This window comes from Croceicoccus esteveae, assembly GCF_031846435.1.
Lineage (GTDB): Bacteria > Pseudomonadota > Alphaproteobacteria > Sphingomonadales > Sphingomonadaceae > Croceicoccus > Croceicoccus esteveae.
This window is the reverse complement of the sequence record NZ_JAVRHS010000004.1, coordinates 182,039-196,193: the sequence shown is the minus strand read 5'-3', so window position 1 is coordinate 196,193 and position 14,155 is coordinate 182,039. Positions and strand designations below refer to the sequence as shown.

Annotated in this window: 12 protein-coding genes; 1 reads left to right on the top strand and 11 read right to left on the bottom strand. The window is 63.6% G+C overall.

The features are described 5' to 3' along the window. Window positions 1-5 precede the first annotated feature (5 nt). The 4 genes from RM533_RS07430 to RM533_RS07415 all read right to left on the bottom strand — a co-directional run bounded on the left by RM533_RS07430 (window position 6) and on the right by RM533_RS07415 (window position 4,899). Window positions 6-2,180, bottom strand: coding sequence for an FAD-dependent oxidoreductase (locus RM533_RS07430; protein ID WP_311340592.1), 2,175 nt, complete (start codon window positions 2,178-2,180; stop codon window positions 6-8). 11 nt (window positions 2,181-2,191) lie between these two features. Beyond that, window positions 2,192-3,403 carry an acetyl-CoA C-acetyltransferase gene (locus RM533_RS07425; protein ID WP_311340591.1) on the bottom strand — a complete coding sequence of 404 codons (1,212 nt, stop codon included), beginning with the start codon at window positions 3,401-3,403 and terminating at the stop codon, window positions 2,192-2,194. Between the two features lie 77 nt (window positions 3,404-3,480). Further along, window positions 3,481-4,197 carry a TetR/AcrR family transcriptional regulator gene (locus RM533_RS07420; protein WP_311340590.1) on the bottom strand — a complete coding sequence of 239 codons (717 nt, stop codon included), beginning with the start codon at window positions 4,195-4,197 and terminating at the stop codon, window positions 3,481-3,483. A 33-nt stretch (window positions 4,198-4,230) separates the two neighbouring features. Continuing rightward, entirely contained in the window at window positions 4,231-4,899 is a 669-nt protein-coding gene (locus tag RM533_RS07415; RefSeq protein ID WP_311340589.1) for a nitroreductase, read from the bottom strand. Between the two features lie 285 nt (window positions 4,900-5,184). Here RM533_RS07415 and RM533_RS07410 point away from each other — a divergent pair, with 285 nt between their 5' ends. Then, a complete protein-coding gene (locus tag RM533_RS07410) occupies window positions 5,185-6,888 on the top strand; it encodes an AMP-binding protein (protein ID WP_311340588.1) in 1,704 nt (567 codons plus the stop codon). Between the two features lie 432 nt (window positions 6,889-7,320). On the opposite strand, the gene RM533_RS07405 is transcribed toward RM533_RS07410, so the two are convergent. Genes RM533_RS07405 through RM533_RS07375 form a run of 7 tightly spaced genes read right to left on the bottom strand, consistent with a single transcriptional unit; the run spans window position 7,321 to window position 14,122 of the window. Further along, the gene (locus tag RM533_RS07405; protein WP_311340587.1) at window positions 7,321-7,857 is read right to left on the bottom strand and encodes a VOC family protein; all 537 of its coding nucleotides are present in this window, start codon (window positions 7,855-7,857) and stop codon (window positions 7,321-7,323) included. 4 nt (window positions 7,858-7,861) lie between these two features. Beyond that, window positions 7,862-9,337, bottom strand: a complete 1,476-nt coding sequence (locus RM533_RS07400; RefSeq protein ID WP_311340586.1) for a dihydrolipoamide acetyltransferase family protein — start codon at window positions 9,335-9,337, stop codon at window positions 7,862-7,864. Window positions 9,338-9,351: 14 nt separating this feature from the next. Then, a complete protein-coding gene (locus RM533_RS07395; RefSeq protein WP_311340585.1) occupies window positions 9,352-10,365 on the bottom strand; it encodes an alpha-ketoacid dehydrogenase subunit beta in 1,014 nt (337 codons plus the stop codon). A 15-nt stretch (window positions 10,366-10,380) separates the two neighbouring features. Next, window positions 10,381-11,352: a thiamine pyrophosphate-dependent dehydrogenase E1 component subunit alpha gene (locus RM533_RS07390; protein WP_311340584.1), complete on the bottom strand. Its 972-nt coding sequence runs from the start codon at window positions 11,350-11,352 to the stop codon at window positions 10,381-10,383. Window positions 11,353-11,374: 22 nt separating this feature from the next. Continuing rightward, window positions 11,375-12,583, bottom strand: coding sequence for an acyl-CoA dehydrogenase family protein (locus RM533_RS07385; protein ID WP_311340583.1), 1,209 nt, complete (start codon window positions 12,581-12,583; stop codon window positions 11,375-11,377). 1 nt (window position 12,584) lies between these two features. Continuing rightward, window positions 12,585-13,730, bottom strand: coding sequence for a thiolase family protein (locus tag RM533_RS07380; protein ID WP_311340582.1), 1,146 nt, complete (start codon window positions 13,728-13,730; stop codon window positions 12,585-12,587). Beyond that, window positions 13,727-14,122 carry a Zn-ribbon domain-containing OB-fold protein gene (locus RM533_RS07375; RefSeq protein WP_311340581.1) on the bottom strand — a complete coding sequence of 132 codons (396 nt, stop codon included), beginning with the start codon at window positions 14,120-14,122 and terminating at the stop codon, window positions 13,727-13,729. The genes RM533_RS07380 and RM533_RS07375 overlap by 4 nt, the downstream gene beginning before the upstream one ends. Window positions 14,123-14,155: the final 33 nt, after the last annotated feature.

Below are 14,155 nucleotides of genomic sequence, written 5' to 3'. Positions count from 1 at the left end.
GCTGATCATGCCGCCTGTAGCTGGCCGGGGGAGGACGCGGCATCCGGCCCGTGAAACGTGCGTCCATCCCGCGCCATGTCGCGCACGATGGCGGGCAGGACATACAGCGCGCCATAAGCTTCATGCAGCCGGTCGCATGTCGCCACGACCTTGGCGATGCCGATGGTGTCCATCGCCGCAAACGGTCCGCCCAGATAGGCGGGAAAGCCGACGCCCAGGGTGGCGCCCAGATCGCCGTCAATCACATCGGGCAGCACGCCTTGTGCAAAGCAGCGCGCGCCTTCTGCCAATTGCGCGTAAAGAATGCGTTGCTTGACCTCCTCAATCGTCGGCTGCGCATCGAGTGTCGGGAGCAGCTCGCCAAGTCCCGCCCACAGCCGCTTGCCGCCGTGCTCGTCATAGTCGAAGAAACCCTTGCCGTTCTTCATGCCATGGCGGCCCGCTTCGTAAAGCTGGCCGATGACGCCCAGCGTCGGTTCCTCGCCGCGCTCCTTCGCCTGCGCGTGACCGGCATGGTAGCTGACATCGAGGCCGATGGCATCGGAAATGGCCAGCGCCCCCATCGGCATGCCGACCATGCGCGCGCCGTTCTCGATCAATGCAGGGGTGATCCCTTCGTCAAGCATCTGCAGACTGGCGCTGATGAACGAGCCGATGAAGCGGCTGGTGAAGAACCCCGGGCCGTCATTGACCGTGATCGGCGTCTTGCGCAGCGCCTGCACGAAATCGAGCGCCTGCGCCCAGCAGGCCGCATCGGTGCGTTCGCCCCGGATGATCTCCACCAGCGGCATCCGGTCGGCTGGGGAAAAGAAATGCAGGCCGATGAACCGTTCCGGCCGGTCGGAATAATCCGCTAGGCTGGTGATCGGCAGGCCGGAGGTGTTGGAGCCGATCGGCACGCCTGCGGGCAGGGCGGCGGACAGGCGCGCGATCACGTCGCGCTTCACATGGCGATCCTCGAACACGGATTCGATCGCCAGCTGCACATCGCCAATATCGTCGTAATTATCGGCAGGATGAATGCGGGCCAGCACGCGCTCCATCTTGGCGGTGTCGGCCCGGCCCTTTTCCACGTCACGGGCAAGCCGCTTCTGCGCATAGGCTTTGCCTTTTTGCGCGGCGGCCATGTCGCGGTCGATCAGCACCACTTCGATGCCGGCGCGCGCCGCGGCAAAGGCAATGCCGGCGCCCATGGTGCCCGCGCCGACGACGGCAATGCGCGTGAACTGCTGCTTGGGCACATCGGCGGGACGGGCGGCAAGCTTGTCCGCCTTGCCCTTGTTGATGAACATCGTGCGGATGAGATTGCCGGCAACCGGGTCGAGCATCAGCTGCGCCAGATATTTCGCCTCCACCCCCAATGCCTTGTCCATCGGCAGTTGCAGCCCTTCATACAAGGCGGCAAGGATCTTCTGCGGCGCAGGATAATTGCCGAAGCTGCTGCCCTGCGTCATCACCGTGCTGATCATGATGGTGTTGCGGAAATCGGCGTCCAGCGTGCCCGCGCCGCCCGGCACCTTGAAGCCTTTGCGGTCCCAGGGCTGCACCGGGTCGCCCTTGTCGCGCAGCCAGTCTTTGGCGGCATCGATCAGCTCGCTGGCTGGAACGACCGCGTCCACCATCCCCAGTTTCAGCGCCTGCTGCGGCGCGATGCTCTTGCCCTGCATGATGAGCGGCAGCGCTTCACGCAAACCGATCAGCCGGGGCAGGCGCTGCGTTCCACCGCCCCCCGGCATCAGCCCGACCATGCTTTCGGGCAGGCCAAGCTGAATGCGCGGGTCGTCCGCTACCACGCGATAATGGCAGGCAAGGGCGATTTCCAGCCCACCGCCCAGCGCCATGCCATTGATCGCGCAGGCGACCGGCTTGCCCGCCGTTTCCATCCAGCGCAGGAGCCGCGACAGATAGGAGAACAGATGCACGACCTCGGCCGGTGTCATGTCGCCGAGACCGTAACCCCCACCACCGATCTGTTTCAAGTCCCCACCCGCGACGAAGCTGTCCTTGGCGGAGGTCAGCACGATGCCCTTGACCGCCTCATCATCCATCGCGGCATGAAGCGCCGCCTCCAACGGGTCGGTCAATGCCGGGCCGAGCGTGTTCATCTTTTCGCCCGGCAGATCCATGGTGATGACGCGGATGCCATCGGCGTCAGTGGTGGTGGTGACTGCCTCGTTCATCATCCGCTTCCTCACACCCGTTCCAGAACCATGGCGATACCCATGCCGCCTGCCGCGCATAATGTGACCAGACCAAGGCCAAGCCCGCGCCGCTCCATTTCATCGATCAGCGTGCCGGCGATCATCGCGCCCGTCGCGCCCAGCGGATGGCCCATGGCAATGGCGCCGCCGTTCACATTCATGCGATCATGCGGCACGTTCATCGTGTCCATCAGCCGCAGCGGCACGGCGGCGAATGCTTCGTTCAGCTCCCACAATTCGATGTCGGACGCTTCCAGCCCGGCGGTCGCCAACGCGCGGCGGCACACCGGCGTCGGCCCGTCCAGCATCAGCACCGGTTCGGAACCCATGCTGACGAAGGAGCGGATGCGCGCGCGCGGCTTGCGCCCGATCCGGTCACCGGCTTCTGCGGATCCGATCAGCATCAGGCCCGCGCCATCGACGATGCCTGAACTGGTCGCGGCGGTGTGCACATGTTCGATGCGGTCGATCTGCGGATAATGCTGCACCGCGACCGCATCGAAACCCATCGTCTCGCCGATTTTCGCAAAGGCCGGCGGCAGTGCGCCCAGCGACTGCATCGTGGTATCGGGACGCAGATGTTCGTCACGGTCAAGCAGCACGGTGCCCATCACATCCACCACCGGCACGATGGAACCATCGAAGCGGCCTTCGTCCCACGCCTGCGCCGCGCGTTGCTGACTGGCCAGCGCATAAGCATCCAGATCGTCGCGCGAATAGCCGTTGAGATTGGCAAGCAGGTCGGCGCTGACCCCCTGCATCACGAAGGGGCGTTCGAAACTGACACGCGGATCGACGCCGTGCGGACCGCCGCCATCCGATCCCATCGGGATGCGCGACATGCTTTCCACCCCGCCGGCGATCGCCATGTCGGCCATGCCGCAGCCGATCTTGGCAGCAACGATGCTGACCGCTTCCAGTGCAGACGCGCAGGCGCGGTTGATCTGCAAACCGGGCGTTGAATCGGCGAACCCCGCCAGCACCGGCGCGATGCGCGGCAGGGTTGCGCCTTGCTCGCCTGCTGTCGTGACCGTGCCCATGACCACTTCGTCGACGCTGTCTGCGGGCAGATCGTTGCGCGTTTTGAGCGCGACCATCAGCTGGCGGGACAGTTCGACCGGGGTTGCTTCGTGCAGGCCGCCATCGGGCTTGCCACGCCCGCGCGGGGTGCGGACATGATCGAAGATAAAGACGTCGCGCATGGATCGGATCACTCCATCGACTGCTATATTTATAATGCATTATAGTTATCGGTGCTCGCGTCAAGCGTACTGACGAATTATGGATTTGTGACGTCCCTGGCGGTGGGGGCGACGGGCAGGCGCTGCGCCGCATCCTGCATTGCATCGTTCAACCGCGCCTTGTCCGCGGGACCTACCAGCCCGATGAATACCAAAGCGAAACCTGCCTGAAGATGGTCACGCAATTGCGAAGCGGTCCAGTCCTGCGCCGCCCATTGTTCGAAATTGGCTTCGAAAATCCGGGCCAGCGTAAGTTCCAGCACATGAGCCGGCACGTTTTCGATCAGCAGCCGGTCTGTGGCCAAGCCATTGACCAGCGGGCGCACGATCTCGTTGCTGAGCGACAGGTTGAGGTCGCCCTGTTCGGCAAGATCCAGCCCGTACAGCGCGCGCCACAGGCTGCGGAACAGGCGCCCCTGCTGCTCGTAGGCAAGCGTCAGCCGGTCAATGACGCCAAGGATCCGGTCTGCTGCACCCAGCCCGCTCATCCAGGCAGGGTCGCGGTTGAAGCCATGGGCAAGCCGCTCGAATACCTGTGCCAGCACAGCTGCCTTGGACCCGAACAGATTGTAAGGCGTCGCCAGGCTCACCTGCGCCCGGCGGGCAAGTTCGGGCATAGAAAAGCTGCCGTCCTCCCGCTCGGTCAGCAATTCGGTCGCTGCCTTGATCAACCGCCGCCGGCGATCCGCCACGCCCTGCTCGCGCTTGCCGATCGCCGGACCGTCTGCATCGGCAGGAGAAGACGCAAGCTGCATGTTCAGCCGCGCCCCTGTGCGCAGAGGCAGCGCTCAGTCAAGGAACCGCACCGTATCTTCAAGCGCGACGCGCGGATTGGCAAAGCGGTTGATGGCCGCGTCCGGTTCGGGCCAGCCGATGGCGAGGCCGCAGAACAGGACATGATCGTCCGGAATACCGGCAACGCGCTTGACGGTATCGGGATAGGCAGACCACGCTTCCTGCGCGCAAGAGGCCAAACCTTGTTCGACCAGCAGCAGCATGACCGTCTGCAGCCACATGCCGACATCGGCCCATTGCGGCGGCCCCATGATGCGCGGCATGTGCACGAACGCACCGACCGGCGCGTCAAAGAAGGTAAAATTGCGCATCACCTGCGCCATGCGGCCGCCACGATCGTCCCTGCCGATACCGACAGAGGCATACATCGCCTCGCCATTGGCAGACCGTCGCGACCGCCATGGATCCGGCAGGTTTTCAGGATAGATGCGGTATTCAGGCATTTCGCTACCGGGCGGAGCCTGCAAGGCGACCTGCATCTGGCGGCGCAGATCGGCCAGCCTGTCACCTGCAAGCACGGTCGCATGCCAAGGCTGAAGATTGCCGCCTGATGGGGCATTGCCGGCCTGTGCGAACACGCGGAGAAGAATGGCCTGGTCCACCGGACGGGCGGCGAAATGCCGGGTCGAGCGACGCTGTTCGACAGCGGTTGAAACATCCACCGGGCAATCTCCGTCGATTTCGTTTCCGGTTTGCAGCCAGGTGCTGCGTAATTCTTCGATGGCCCGAAATGGGCGGGATTGATCCCGTTGCCCATGACATCGGCCTTGCGCAAGTCTTGCTGCGGTGATTTACTGCGCCGGGCGGTCCTCAGGCGCAAGGATGTTTTCCCCTGCAGGATACCGCGGACGGTGTGCGCGGGTGCCAGTGCAGCAAGTCAATGGGCCGGGAGAGATGCAGGTGAAAGCAGGAGAGGCATGTAGTCGCCAGGCACAAAGTGTGATCGCATGGGTGATCCACACGGAAGATCGGGCGAGCCGGGCAAGAGCCGCGACCGCGCAATGCGGCTGTCACGGCCAGGTGCCGCAGGGGTCTTGCTGATGGCGCGACAGTTCCATCTGGCAGATCTGTTCGAAACCATTGCCGCAACGGTGCCGGACCGCATCGCGATTATCTCCGACAGTCTCACGCTCACCTATGCGCAGCTTGACCGCCGGGCAAACAGCGTGGCCGCCGGCCTTGCCGCGCGGGGTGTGACGCGCGGCGACAATGTCGGCCTGTTCCTGACCAACCGCGCCGAACATCTCGAAGCGTTCATCGCCGTCATCAAGCTTGGCGCGGTGCCGTTCAACGTGAACTACCGTTACCGGGAGGACGAGCTGCGCCAGCTGTTTGCAGATGCGCGTGCAGCAGCCATCATCCACGATGCGCAGTTCGGGCCAGTCGTGCGCAACCTCAGCAGCGACCTGCCATCGCTCAAGACGAGCGTTGCAGTGGACGATGGGAGCGGCGCCGATTGCAGCGCTTCTGCCGCTTACGCCGACCTGCTGCAGACCGACCCTGATGGGGCCGGTTCAGGTGATACCCGGGAGCGGAGCGAGGATGACATCCTCCTGACCTATACCGGCGGCACGACCGGTTTTCCAAAAGGGGTGATGTGGCCGCACAAGGCGTTTGTCTTTGCATGCGCCGGTGGAGGGGGACATTTCAACCCCACCGGTCCGCTGGTGGAGCCAGCCGACGCGGCGGATCGCGCAGCAACCGGCTATCCCCTGCGCATGATGCCGGTGGCGCCATTGATGCATGCAGCAGCGGTGTGGGCGGTCTGGTCCGCCATGCTCAACGGCCTGACCATCGTCATCGACGAGGGAGCAAGGTTTGACGCTGAACGGATCTGGACAAAGGTGGCAGAGCAAAAGGTCAACATCGTGCAGGTCGTCGGCGATGCGATGGCGGTGCCGCTGCGCGACGCCTTGCGTGACAATCCAGGGCGCTGGAATCTTGCCCATGTGGTGAATTTCGGTTCCGGCGGTGCGGTATTCTCGCGTCAGGTCCAGGCCGACCTCCAGTCCATGTTGCCCGGGAACGCCAAGGTGACAGACGGCATGGGAGCGTCCGAGACCGGCGTTTCGGGTCAGGCGATGCAAGGCAGCGAAGGGCTCATGCGGCTGCCTTCGGGGCCGGATCAGCAGGTGGTGATCGACGGGCGGCTGGCGCATGCCGGCGAAATCGGTTTTGTCGCCCGGTCCGGTCATACGCCGGTCGGATATTTCGGAGACGCGGCAAAAACGGAAGAGACCTTCCGCATCATCGGTGACCGGCTATGGGCAGTAAGCGGGGACACCGCCCGGCTTGATGAGGACGGGATGATAACGGTGTTCGGTCGCGGCTCGACCTGCATCAACAGCGGCGGCGAAAAGATCTATCCTGAAGAGGTGGAGGAGGCATTGCGCGCCCATCCAGCCGTGTTCGATGCAGTGGTCGTCGGCAAGGCAGACGAGCGGTGGGGCGAAAAAGTGGTGGCCATAGCTTCCCTTCGCGAAGGAGCCGCCGCGCCGGAACTGACCGAACTCCGCAGTTTTCTTTCAGAAAAGCTCGCCGGATACAAATTGCCAAGGGCGCTGGTGTGGACAGATGCAGTCGAACGCTCGCCCGCCGGCAAGCAGAACTACCGCTGGGCAAAGGAGCTGGCGGCAAAAGCTGAGGGATGAAGACGCCGGAAAGTCAGGAGCGCGCCGCAGCCTGCTGAGCGGCTGGGTAGCGGGACTGGGTAGGGGAGTTGGGCCGATGCTCGATGCGCTTCGCTTTCCTGCCCCGGGCGAACAGCGCATGGCTGATCGTGCAAGAAGGCCCGCGCTTGTCGTCCAGGCATGCGTCCGGTCTTTCGGAACTGATACGATGTGCGCTCGATATTGGACGGGAGGCCCTCGCCGCAAACAGCTGCGGCCGGGCCCCCTCCCGATGCCTGCCCGACTGGTCAGGAGTTGGCGCGGTGCTGAACGTTTTAAGCAGGCGCTCACCGGTGCCGGTATCAAGGCAACCAGGCAAAGGCGAGCAGATTAACCGGCATGCCATCATGGCATGTGCCCGGGCATCGCAGCTGGGTGGCAGCACATGGCTATCAAGCGCTGCCGACCGGATGATCAGCCAAGCCTGCGCAGTGGTTCTGTGCCGTCCCAATCGCTCGCGGCTTCCTTCATCATGGCGAAAAGTTCGGCACCGCCCTGGTCGAGCTTGACAAATTCCACGATGCCTCCGGGCCCAAGACCGGGATCGGCGTAGATCACGCTGCCGGCTGCGCCCACTTTGCCTTCCACCAATATCTCAGCGCCAGCCTTGTCGCAGGCTGCGTATGCATCCGCGATGTCGTCCACCACGATGCAGACATGCTGCACCCGGTCGTGCACCCGATGTTCGCCGCTGTAATGGGCAGGGGCATCGTTTTCCGGCCGGACAAGTTCAATCTGGATGTCGTTCCAGTAAGCGATTGCGACCGAAAACACAGCGTGGGTAGGCTGTCCCTTGTAGGTCATGTCACCCAGCCGGATATTTTCCAGCAGAAAGAAAGGACCAACACCCATCGTCTGCGTCCAGTAATGCACCGCTGCATCGAAATCCTGCGGCAGGTAAGCCAGCTGCATGACGCTGCCTGTCGCAGCAAGGCTTCCCGGTTTCGCCATGGCGTTAGCCCCCGTTTCCGAACAGATGTTCAGGATCTTCAAGCATGCGTTTGAATGTCTGCAGGAACCGAGCCGCCGCAGCCCCGTCGATTGCGCGATGATCGACCGACAGGGTCAGGTGCATGCGGTCCGCAAAGGCAACCTCGCCACTGGCGGTTTCCACAGCGACCCTGCTGGTCTGTCCCACGGCGAGGATTGCACCTTGCGGCGGATTGATGATGGCATCAAAGCTGTCGATGCCGAACATGCCGAGGTTGGAAATGGTGAATGTGCCGCCGTCCATCTCTTCGTAACGCAGCGATCCGGAATTGGCCCTCGCCACAAGATCGCGCGTTGCAGCAGCGATCTGGTCGATGCGCATGCGATCCGCCTGACGGATGATCGGCGTTGTCAGTCCCTTCTCGCCGGCCACGGCAATCGCTACATCGGCATGGGCAAACTGATGCAGATCGCTGCCATGCAGCTGCACGTTCACATCGCGATGGTGCGCCAGCGCGCGCGCTGCTGCCATGACGAGAAAATCGTTGATCGTCGCCTTGCACCCAAGCAGCAGATTGGCTGCCCGACGCATCTCCAGCAAGGCTCCGGCATCGATCTGCATGCGCAGGTAGAAATGCGGAATGTCCTGCTTGGCGGCTGTGAGCCGTTTGGCCACCATCGTCCGGATCTTGTCGAAAGGCACGATGATGGCGTCATTGGCGATCAGCCGGAAAGGTGCAGCACGCTCTGCGCTATCGCCGTCATTCTCGACCTTTGCCAGCACGTCCGACTTGCAGATGCGTCCGCGCCGCCCGGTGCCGGTCAGCGTCGACAGCGCAATGCCATGCAGCGCCGCGATGCGCCGCGCCAGCGGGGAGGCGAAAATCGCGTCTTCGGGCGGCAATGGTGCCGGGCCGCGCGGCTTCGCGGTATTCGGCCCGCGCACAGCCTGCTGCACATCCTGAAAGGTGATGCGGCCGCCGCGGCCCGAGCCTGTCACATCGGCAAGATCAAGCCGCTCGACCTCTGCGAGGCGCAGCGCCTGCGGACTGATCGCGCGGTTGGTGTCGATCCTCGCGCGCCCCGGCTGCGCGTTGCTGTCGGCAGGGTCCGGTTCACCGGCCGCTGGCTGCTCCTGAGGCGCTGGCGGCGGTGTTTCCCGCCCTTCCTCCTTGACCAGCCTCCCATCGGCAGTGCCGCCTGTCGCCGGCACGAAGCTGGCGACAAAGGCATCCACCTCCTCCTCGCTGGCGTCCGCGCCATCGTCGAACACGGCGAGCAGCGCGCCCACCGGCAGCTCCTCTGCCGGCTGTGCGATGACCCGGCGCACTGTGGCGGCATATTCCGCCTCCACCTCATTGGTGATCTTGGCCGTTTCGATGAGGCAGATGGTGCCACCCTTGGCGATATCCTCGCCTTCTGCAACCATCCATTCGGCAAGCGTGCCTTCCGTCATTTCAATGCCCCATTTGGGCATGGTGAACGCGCGCAGTTTGGCCATGTTCGTTCGCCTCCTCAGCGATAGTCCAGAGCCTTGCGCGCCGCGGCCTCGATCTTGTCGGGGCTGGGCAGATAGGCGCTTTCAAGCTCACGGGCGAAAGGGACAGGCGTGTGCGGGGGCGTCACCATCTGCGCCGGCGCGCGAAGGCTGGCAAATGCCTTGTGCGCCACCAGCGCAACGATGTCCGTGGCAAGGTTGCAGCGCGGCGGAGCCTCGTCCACCACGACGAGCCGGCCGGTGACCTCGACCGAATCCAGCACCGCTTCTTCATCAAGCGGGCTGGTGGTGCGAAGGTCGAGGACATCGCAGCCGATCCCGTCGCTGGCAAGGCTGTCGGCGGCCCGTTCCGCCATCCCTACCATCATGCCGGTGGCAACGATCGTCACATCCTCACCGGCGCGGGCGAGCCGGGCATGGCCGAACGGAATGGTATAATCAGGGTCGTCGGGAACCTCTCCCTTGACCCCGTAAAGCGCCTTGTGTTCAAGAAACACGACCGGATCGTCGTCCCTGATCGCCTCGCGCAGCAGGCCGGCGGCGTCGCCCGGCGTTGCCGGCATGACGACCTTCAAACCCGGCATGCCGGTCAGGATCTGGTGCACTGACTGGCTGTGCTGCGCTGCTGCATTGAAGCCGGCACCATAGATCATGCGCAATACCGCCGGGCAGCGGGATTTCCCGCCGAACATGTAGCGAAACTTGGCAATCTGGTTCCAGATCTGGTCGAGCGAGACCCCGATGAAATCGGCGAACATCAATTCGGCAATGGGCCGCTTGCCCGTCAGCGCCAGGCCGCCTGCCGCACCGATGATCGCGCTTTCCGAAATGGGCGTGTCGATGACGCGATCCGCGCCGAAGGCATCGTAGAAACCCGTCGAGGTCGACCAGATCCCGCCGATCGCTTCTGGCCCGCCTGCCGTGCCCATGCCGCCGACGATATCCTCGCCCAGCATGACGACGTTTTCATCCCGCTCCATCTCTGCAAAAATCGTCTGTCGCACCGCATCGCGATAGGCCATCTGTGTCATCGTGCGCGCTTTCGTTCAGTAGCTGATATAGACGTTCTTGAGCACGTCCTCGGCGGTGGGGCGCGGCGCGGCGCGTGCTTCCTCCACCGCGCTGTCAATCTGCGCCATCACCTCTTCGTCGATGCGGTCGAGATCCTCTGCTGACAGGAGCCTGGCTGCTGTCACGCGGTCGCGAAACTTGATGAGGCAGTTACGTTCCGCCCACAGCCGGTCAAGCTCGCCATCGGCGCGGTAACGCTGCGGATCACCTTCGAAATGGCCGTAAAAGCGTTCCGTGTCGAACTCCACCGCAGCCGGTCCGTTGCCGGCGCGCACATGCTCCAGCACCTCGCGCATGGTGTCGTGCACGGAAAAGAAATCGGTGCCATCGCCGCGCCAGACCTTCATGCCGAACGCTTCGGCCCGGCTGGCGATGTCTCCGGCCGTGCCGACCGCGTAATCAACGCCGGTGTGTTCCGAATAATGATTGTTTTCAAAGACGAAGATTGCCGGAGCTTTCGTCACGACGGCAAAGTTCATTGCCTCGAAGGTGGTGCCCTGATTGCAGGCACCATCGCCGGAAAAGGAGATTGCGACATTGCCCTTGCCGTTGATCTTCGCGGTCAGCGCAGCACCGACCGCGATCGGTGCGCCCGCGCCGACGATGCCGTTGGCGCCCAGCATGCCTTCATCCATGTCGGCGATGTGCATCGACCCGCCCTTGCCGTGGCACAGCCCTTCGCTGCTGCCCCAGATTTCCTTCATCATGGCGGTAACGTCGCACCCCTTGGCTAGGCAGTGGCCATGGCCGCGATGGGTGGAGACGATCTTGTCATCGTCGGACAGATGTTCGCACACGCCGACCGCAACCGCCTCCTGCCCACAGTAAAGATGGGTGAAGCCGGCGATTTCGCCGGTCGCGATCTCCTCGTGGAGACGCACTTCGAATTCGCGGATGATCTTCATGGTGCGATATGCTCGCAGCAGATCTTCCCGGCTCAGCTGCATGTCAATCTCCTGTCCAACCGTGTCATAGCCCGAGCACCGTCTTGGCAATGATGCTTGCCTGAACCTCGTCAGTGCCGCCAAAGATCGTCCACGCGCGGCTGTTGAGGTAACGGGCGGACGCCACCTGCGCTGCCGGTGAACACAGCGGCACCGGCGCGTTGTCGCCGTAAAGCGGCCGCGCTTCGGGCAATTGCAGTCCGGCCGGACCGTAAAGGTCAACGGCCAGAAGGTCGATATCCTGTCGAAGGTTGGAAGCGATGAGCTTTGTCAGCGACGATTGCGGGCCGGGGGAGCGGCCATCGTTGATGCGGGCAAGGATTTTCAGCTCGATCATTTCAAGCGCTTCTGTGCGCAGGCGCAGCTCTGCCAGGCGCCGCTGCCAATCACGGTCTTGCGATAATTGCCCGCCGCGCCCGTCGGGCTGCGACTGTGCCTGATGCGCGATCTGATCGAGATCGTAGGACAGTTTGGGCGCATGGCATGACCCGCCGCGTTCATTTTCCAGCAGAAACTTGGCAATCGCCCAGCCATCGCCTTCCTTGCCGACAAGATCGCCGGCAGGTGCCCGCGCGTCTTCCAGGAAGACCTGGTTCACCTCATGGTCGCCTGCCAGCGTCCTGATCGGCCGCACCGATACCCCGGGCTGATCCATATCCAGCAGCAGGAAGGAAATGCCCGCCTGCTTCCTGCCTTGCGTCCCGGTGCGCACCAGAAGGAACATGCGATTGGCGTATTGCGCATGCGTGGTCCAGATCTTGGACCCGGTGACGCGGTAATCGTCGCCATCGCGTTCCGCCCGGCAGGAGAGCGAGGCAAGGTCGGACCCGGCGCCCGGTTCGGAAAACCCCTGACACCAGTAATCTTCACCCGACAGGATGCGGGGCAGATAATGCTGGCGCTGCTCCTGCGTCCCGAAGGTATAGAGGACTGGTGCAACCAGCTTGAGGCCAAGCACAGTGAGGTTGGGTGCGCCCGCCAGCGCGCATTCCTTCTCGAAGATATAGCGCTGGGCCGCGCTCCACCCCGGCCCGCCATATTCCTCCGGCCACTGATAGGCGAGCCAGCCCTTGCGCGCGAGGATCGCGTTCCATTCCTGTCCGATGTCGGGTTCCACGAACACCGTGGGCGAGCCTGCCGCGCCGGCCTTTATATGCGCCGGCAGGTTCTTCTCAAGAAAGCTGCGCACCTCGTCGCGGAAGGCGCTTTCGGCAGGGGAAAGGTCGATGTCCATGCTATCGTTCCAGTATCGTCACTGCCGATACGCCCGGCGCACCGTAAACATGGCTGTAGGCCGTGGCAGGATTGCCGGGAACCTGCCGCGCACCGCCATGACCGCGCAGCTGGACGACGTTTTCATAAACCTGCCGCAGACCCGAAGCGCCGATCGGCTCTCCGCACGCAAGACAGCCACCATCGGTGTTCACCGGCAGCCGGCCATCGATGTCGGTCCAGCCTTGCGCCAGATATTCTTCCTGTTCGCCGTCTGTCACAAAGCCGTTTTCGGCCATGTGCATCAGTTCGGCGCCGGCTTCTGTATCCTGCAACTGGGCAACGGCAATATCGTCAGGCGCTATCCCCGCGGCAGTGAAAGCGTCGCGGGCAGCAATCTGTGTCGCCGAACCGCCGCGTTCGATGTCGGCCGACGGCGCGAATACTTCGAAACTGCCGGGTGGCCGGGTGCGCATCACCGCTGCCTTCAACCGGATTGCGGGTTTGCCAAGCTCGCGTGCCTTCTTCTCGCTGGCAAGGACAAGCGCCACGCCCCCTTCCGCAGGCGAACAGAACATGTATTTGGAGTAAGGATCGGACACCATGGGCGCATCGAGGATCGTGTCGAGCGGTACGGGCTGCCGCCGCCAGGCATGCGGGGCGTGTTGTCCGTTGCGGAACGCTTTTTGCGCCACCAGCCCCAACGTCCTGCGGCTGATGCCATGAAGATGCATGTAGCGCATGATCTTCATGGCAAAGAACTGCGTCGTCACCATGTATCCCGCTTCGCCATACCAGGCGGGCAAATTGTATTCGGCAGGCTGCGGATCGAAAGCGCCACGCGGGTGCTTGTCGAAACCGGTGGCAAGCGCAATGTCCGCCTCGCCGGCCCTGATCGCCATCTGTGCACAGGACAGCGCCGAGCCACCCGCCGCGCAGCCGTTGCGCACATTGGTGAACTGCACGCCGGTAAAGCCAAGCTGTTCGACCATCGTGTCGGGGTTGCCCGCCGCCTCCGAGGCGCCATAGGCAATCTGCACATCGTTCCAGTCGATACCGGCATCGTCAAGCGCCTGGCGCACGGCCATGACCCCTTGCCCAAGCCCCGATACGCCATCGGTCCTGCCGAAGGGATGGATGCCGATGCCGATGATGCAGGCATCGCTCATGCGTCTGTCCGCGCTGGGCGAAATGCCGGAATGCCGACGGGCTGTGTCGCATCGGGATCGAGCGCCACCATGGTCAGCTCCATCGGCATGCCGATCGTGATCGCGTCGAACGCGACTTCGGCGAGCCGGGCCTCCACGATCGTCTCCCCCGGAAGCTCGACATAGCCGAGCGCCCATGGCTGGAATGCAGCGGGGCCGGCATAGGGTGGTGACTTGGGCCGGAAGCGCTGGACGGTGTAGCTCCACAAGGTGCCGGATCGCGACAACGCCACCTGTTCGAACCGCGGATCGTCAGGGCAGGGGAACACCGTCCGACCAGTGGCGCGGTCACGCCCGCCAATCAGCCGGGGCGGATCGTCATCGGTCAAGAGGGTGTCGCAAATGGGTTGCATGATGCTTTCTCGTGCAGCGGCAGCCGGGGCCGG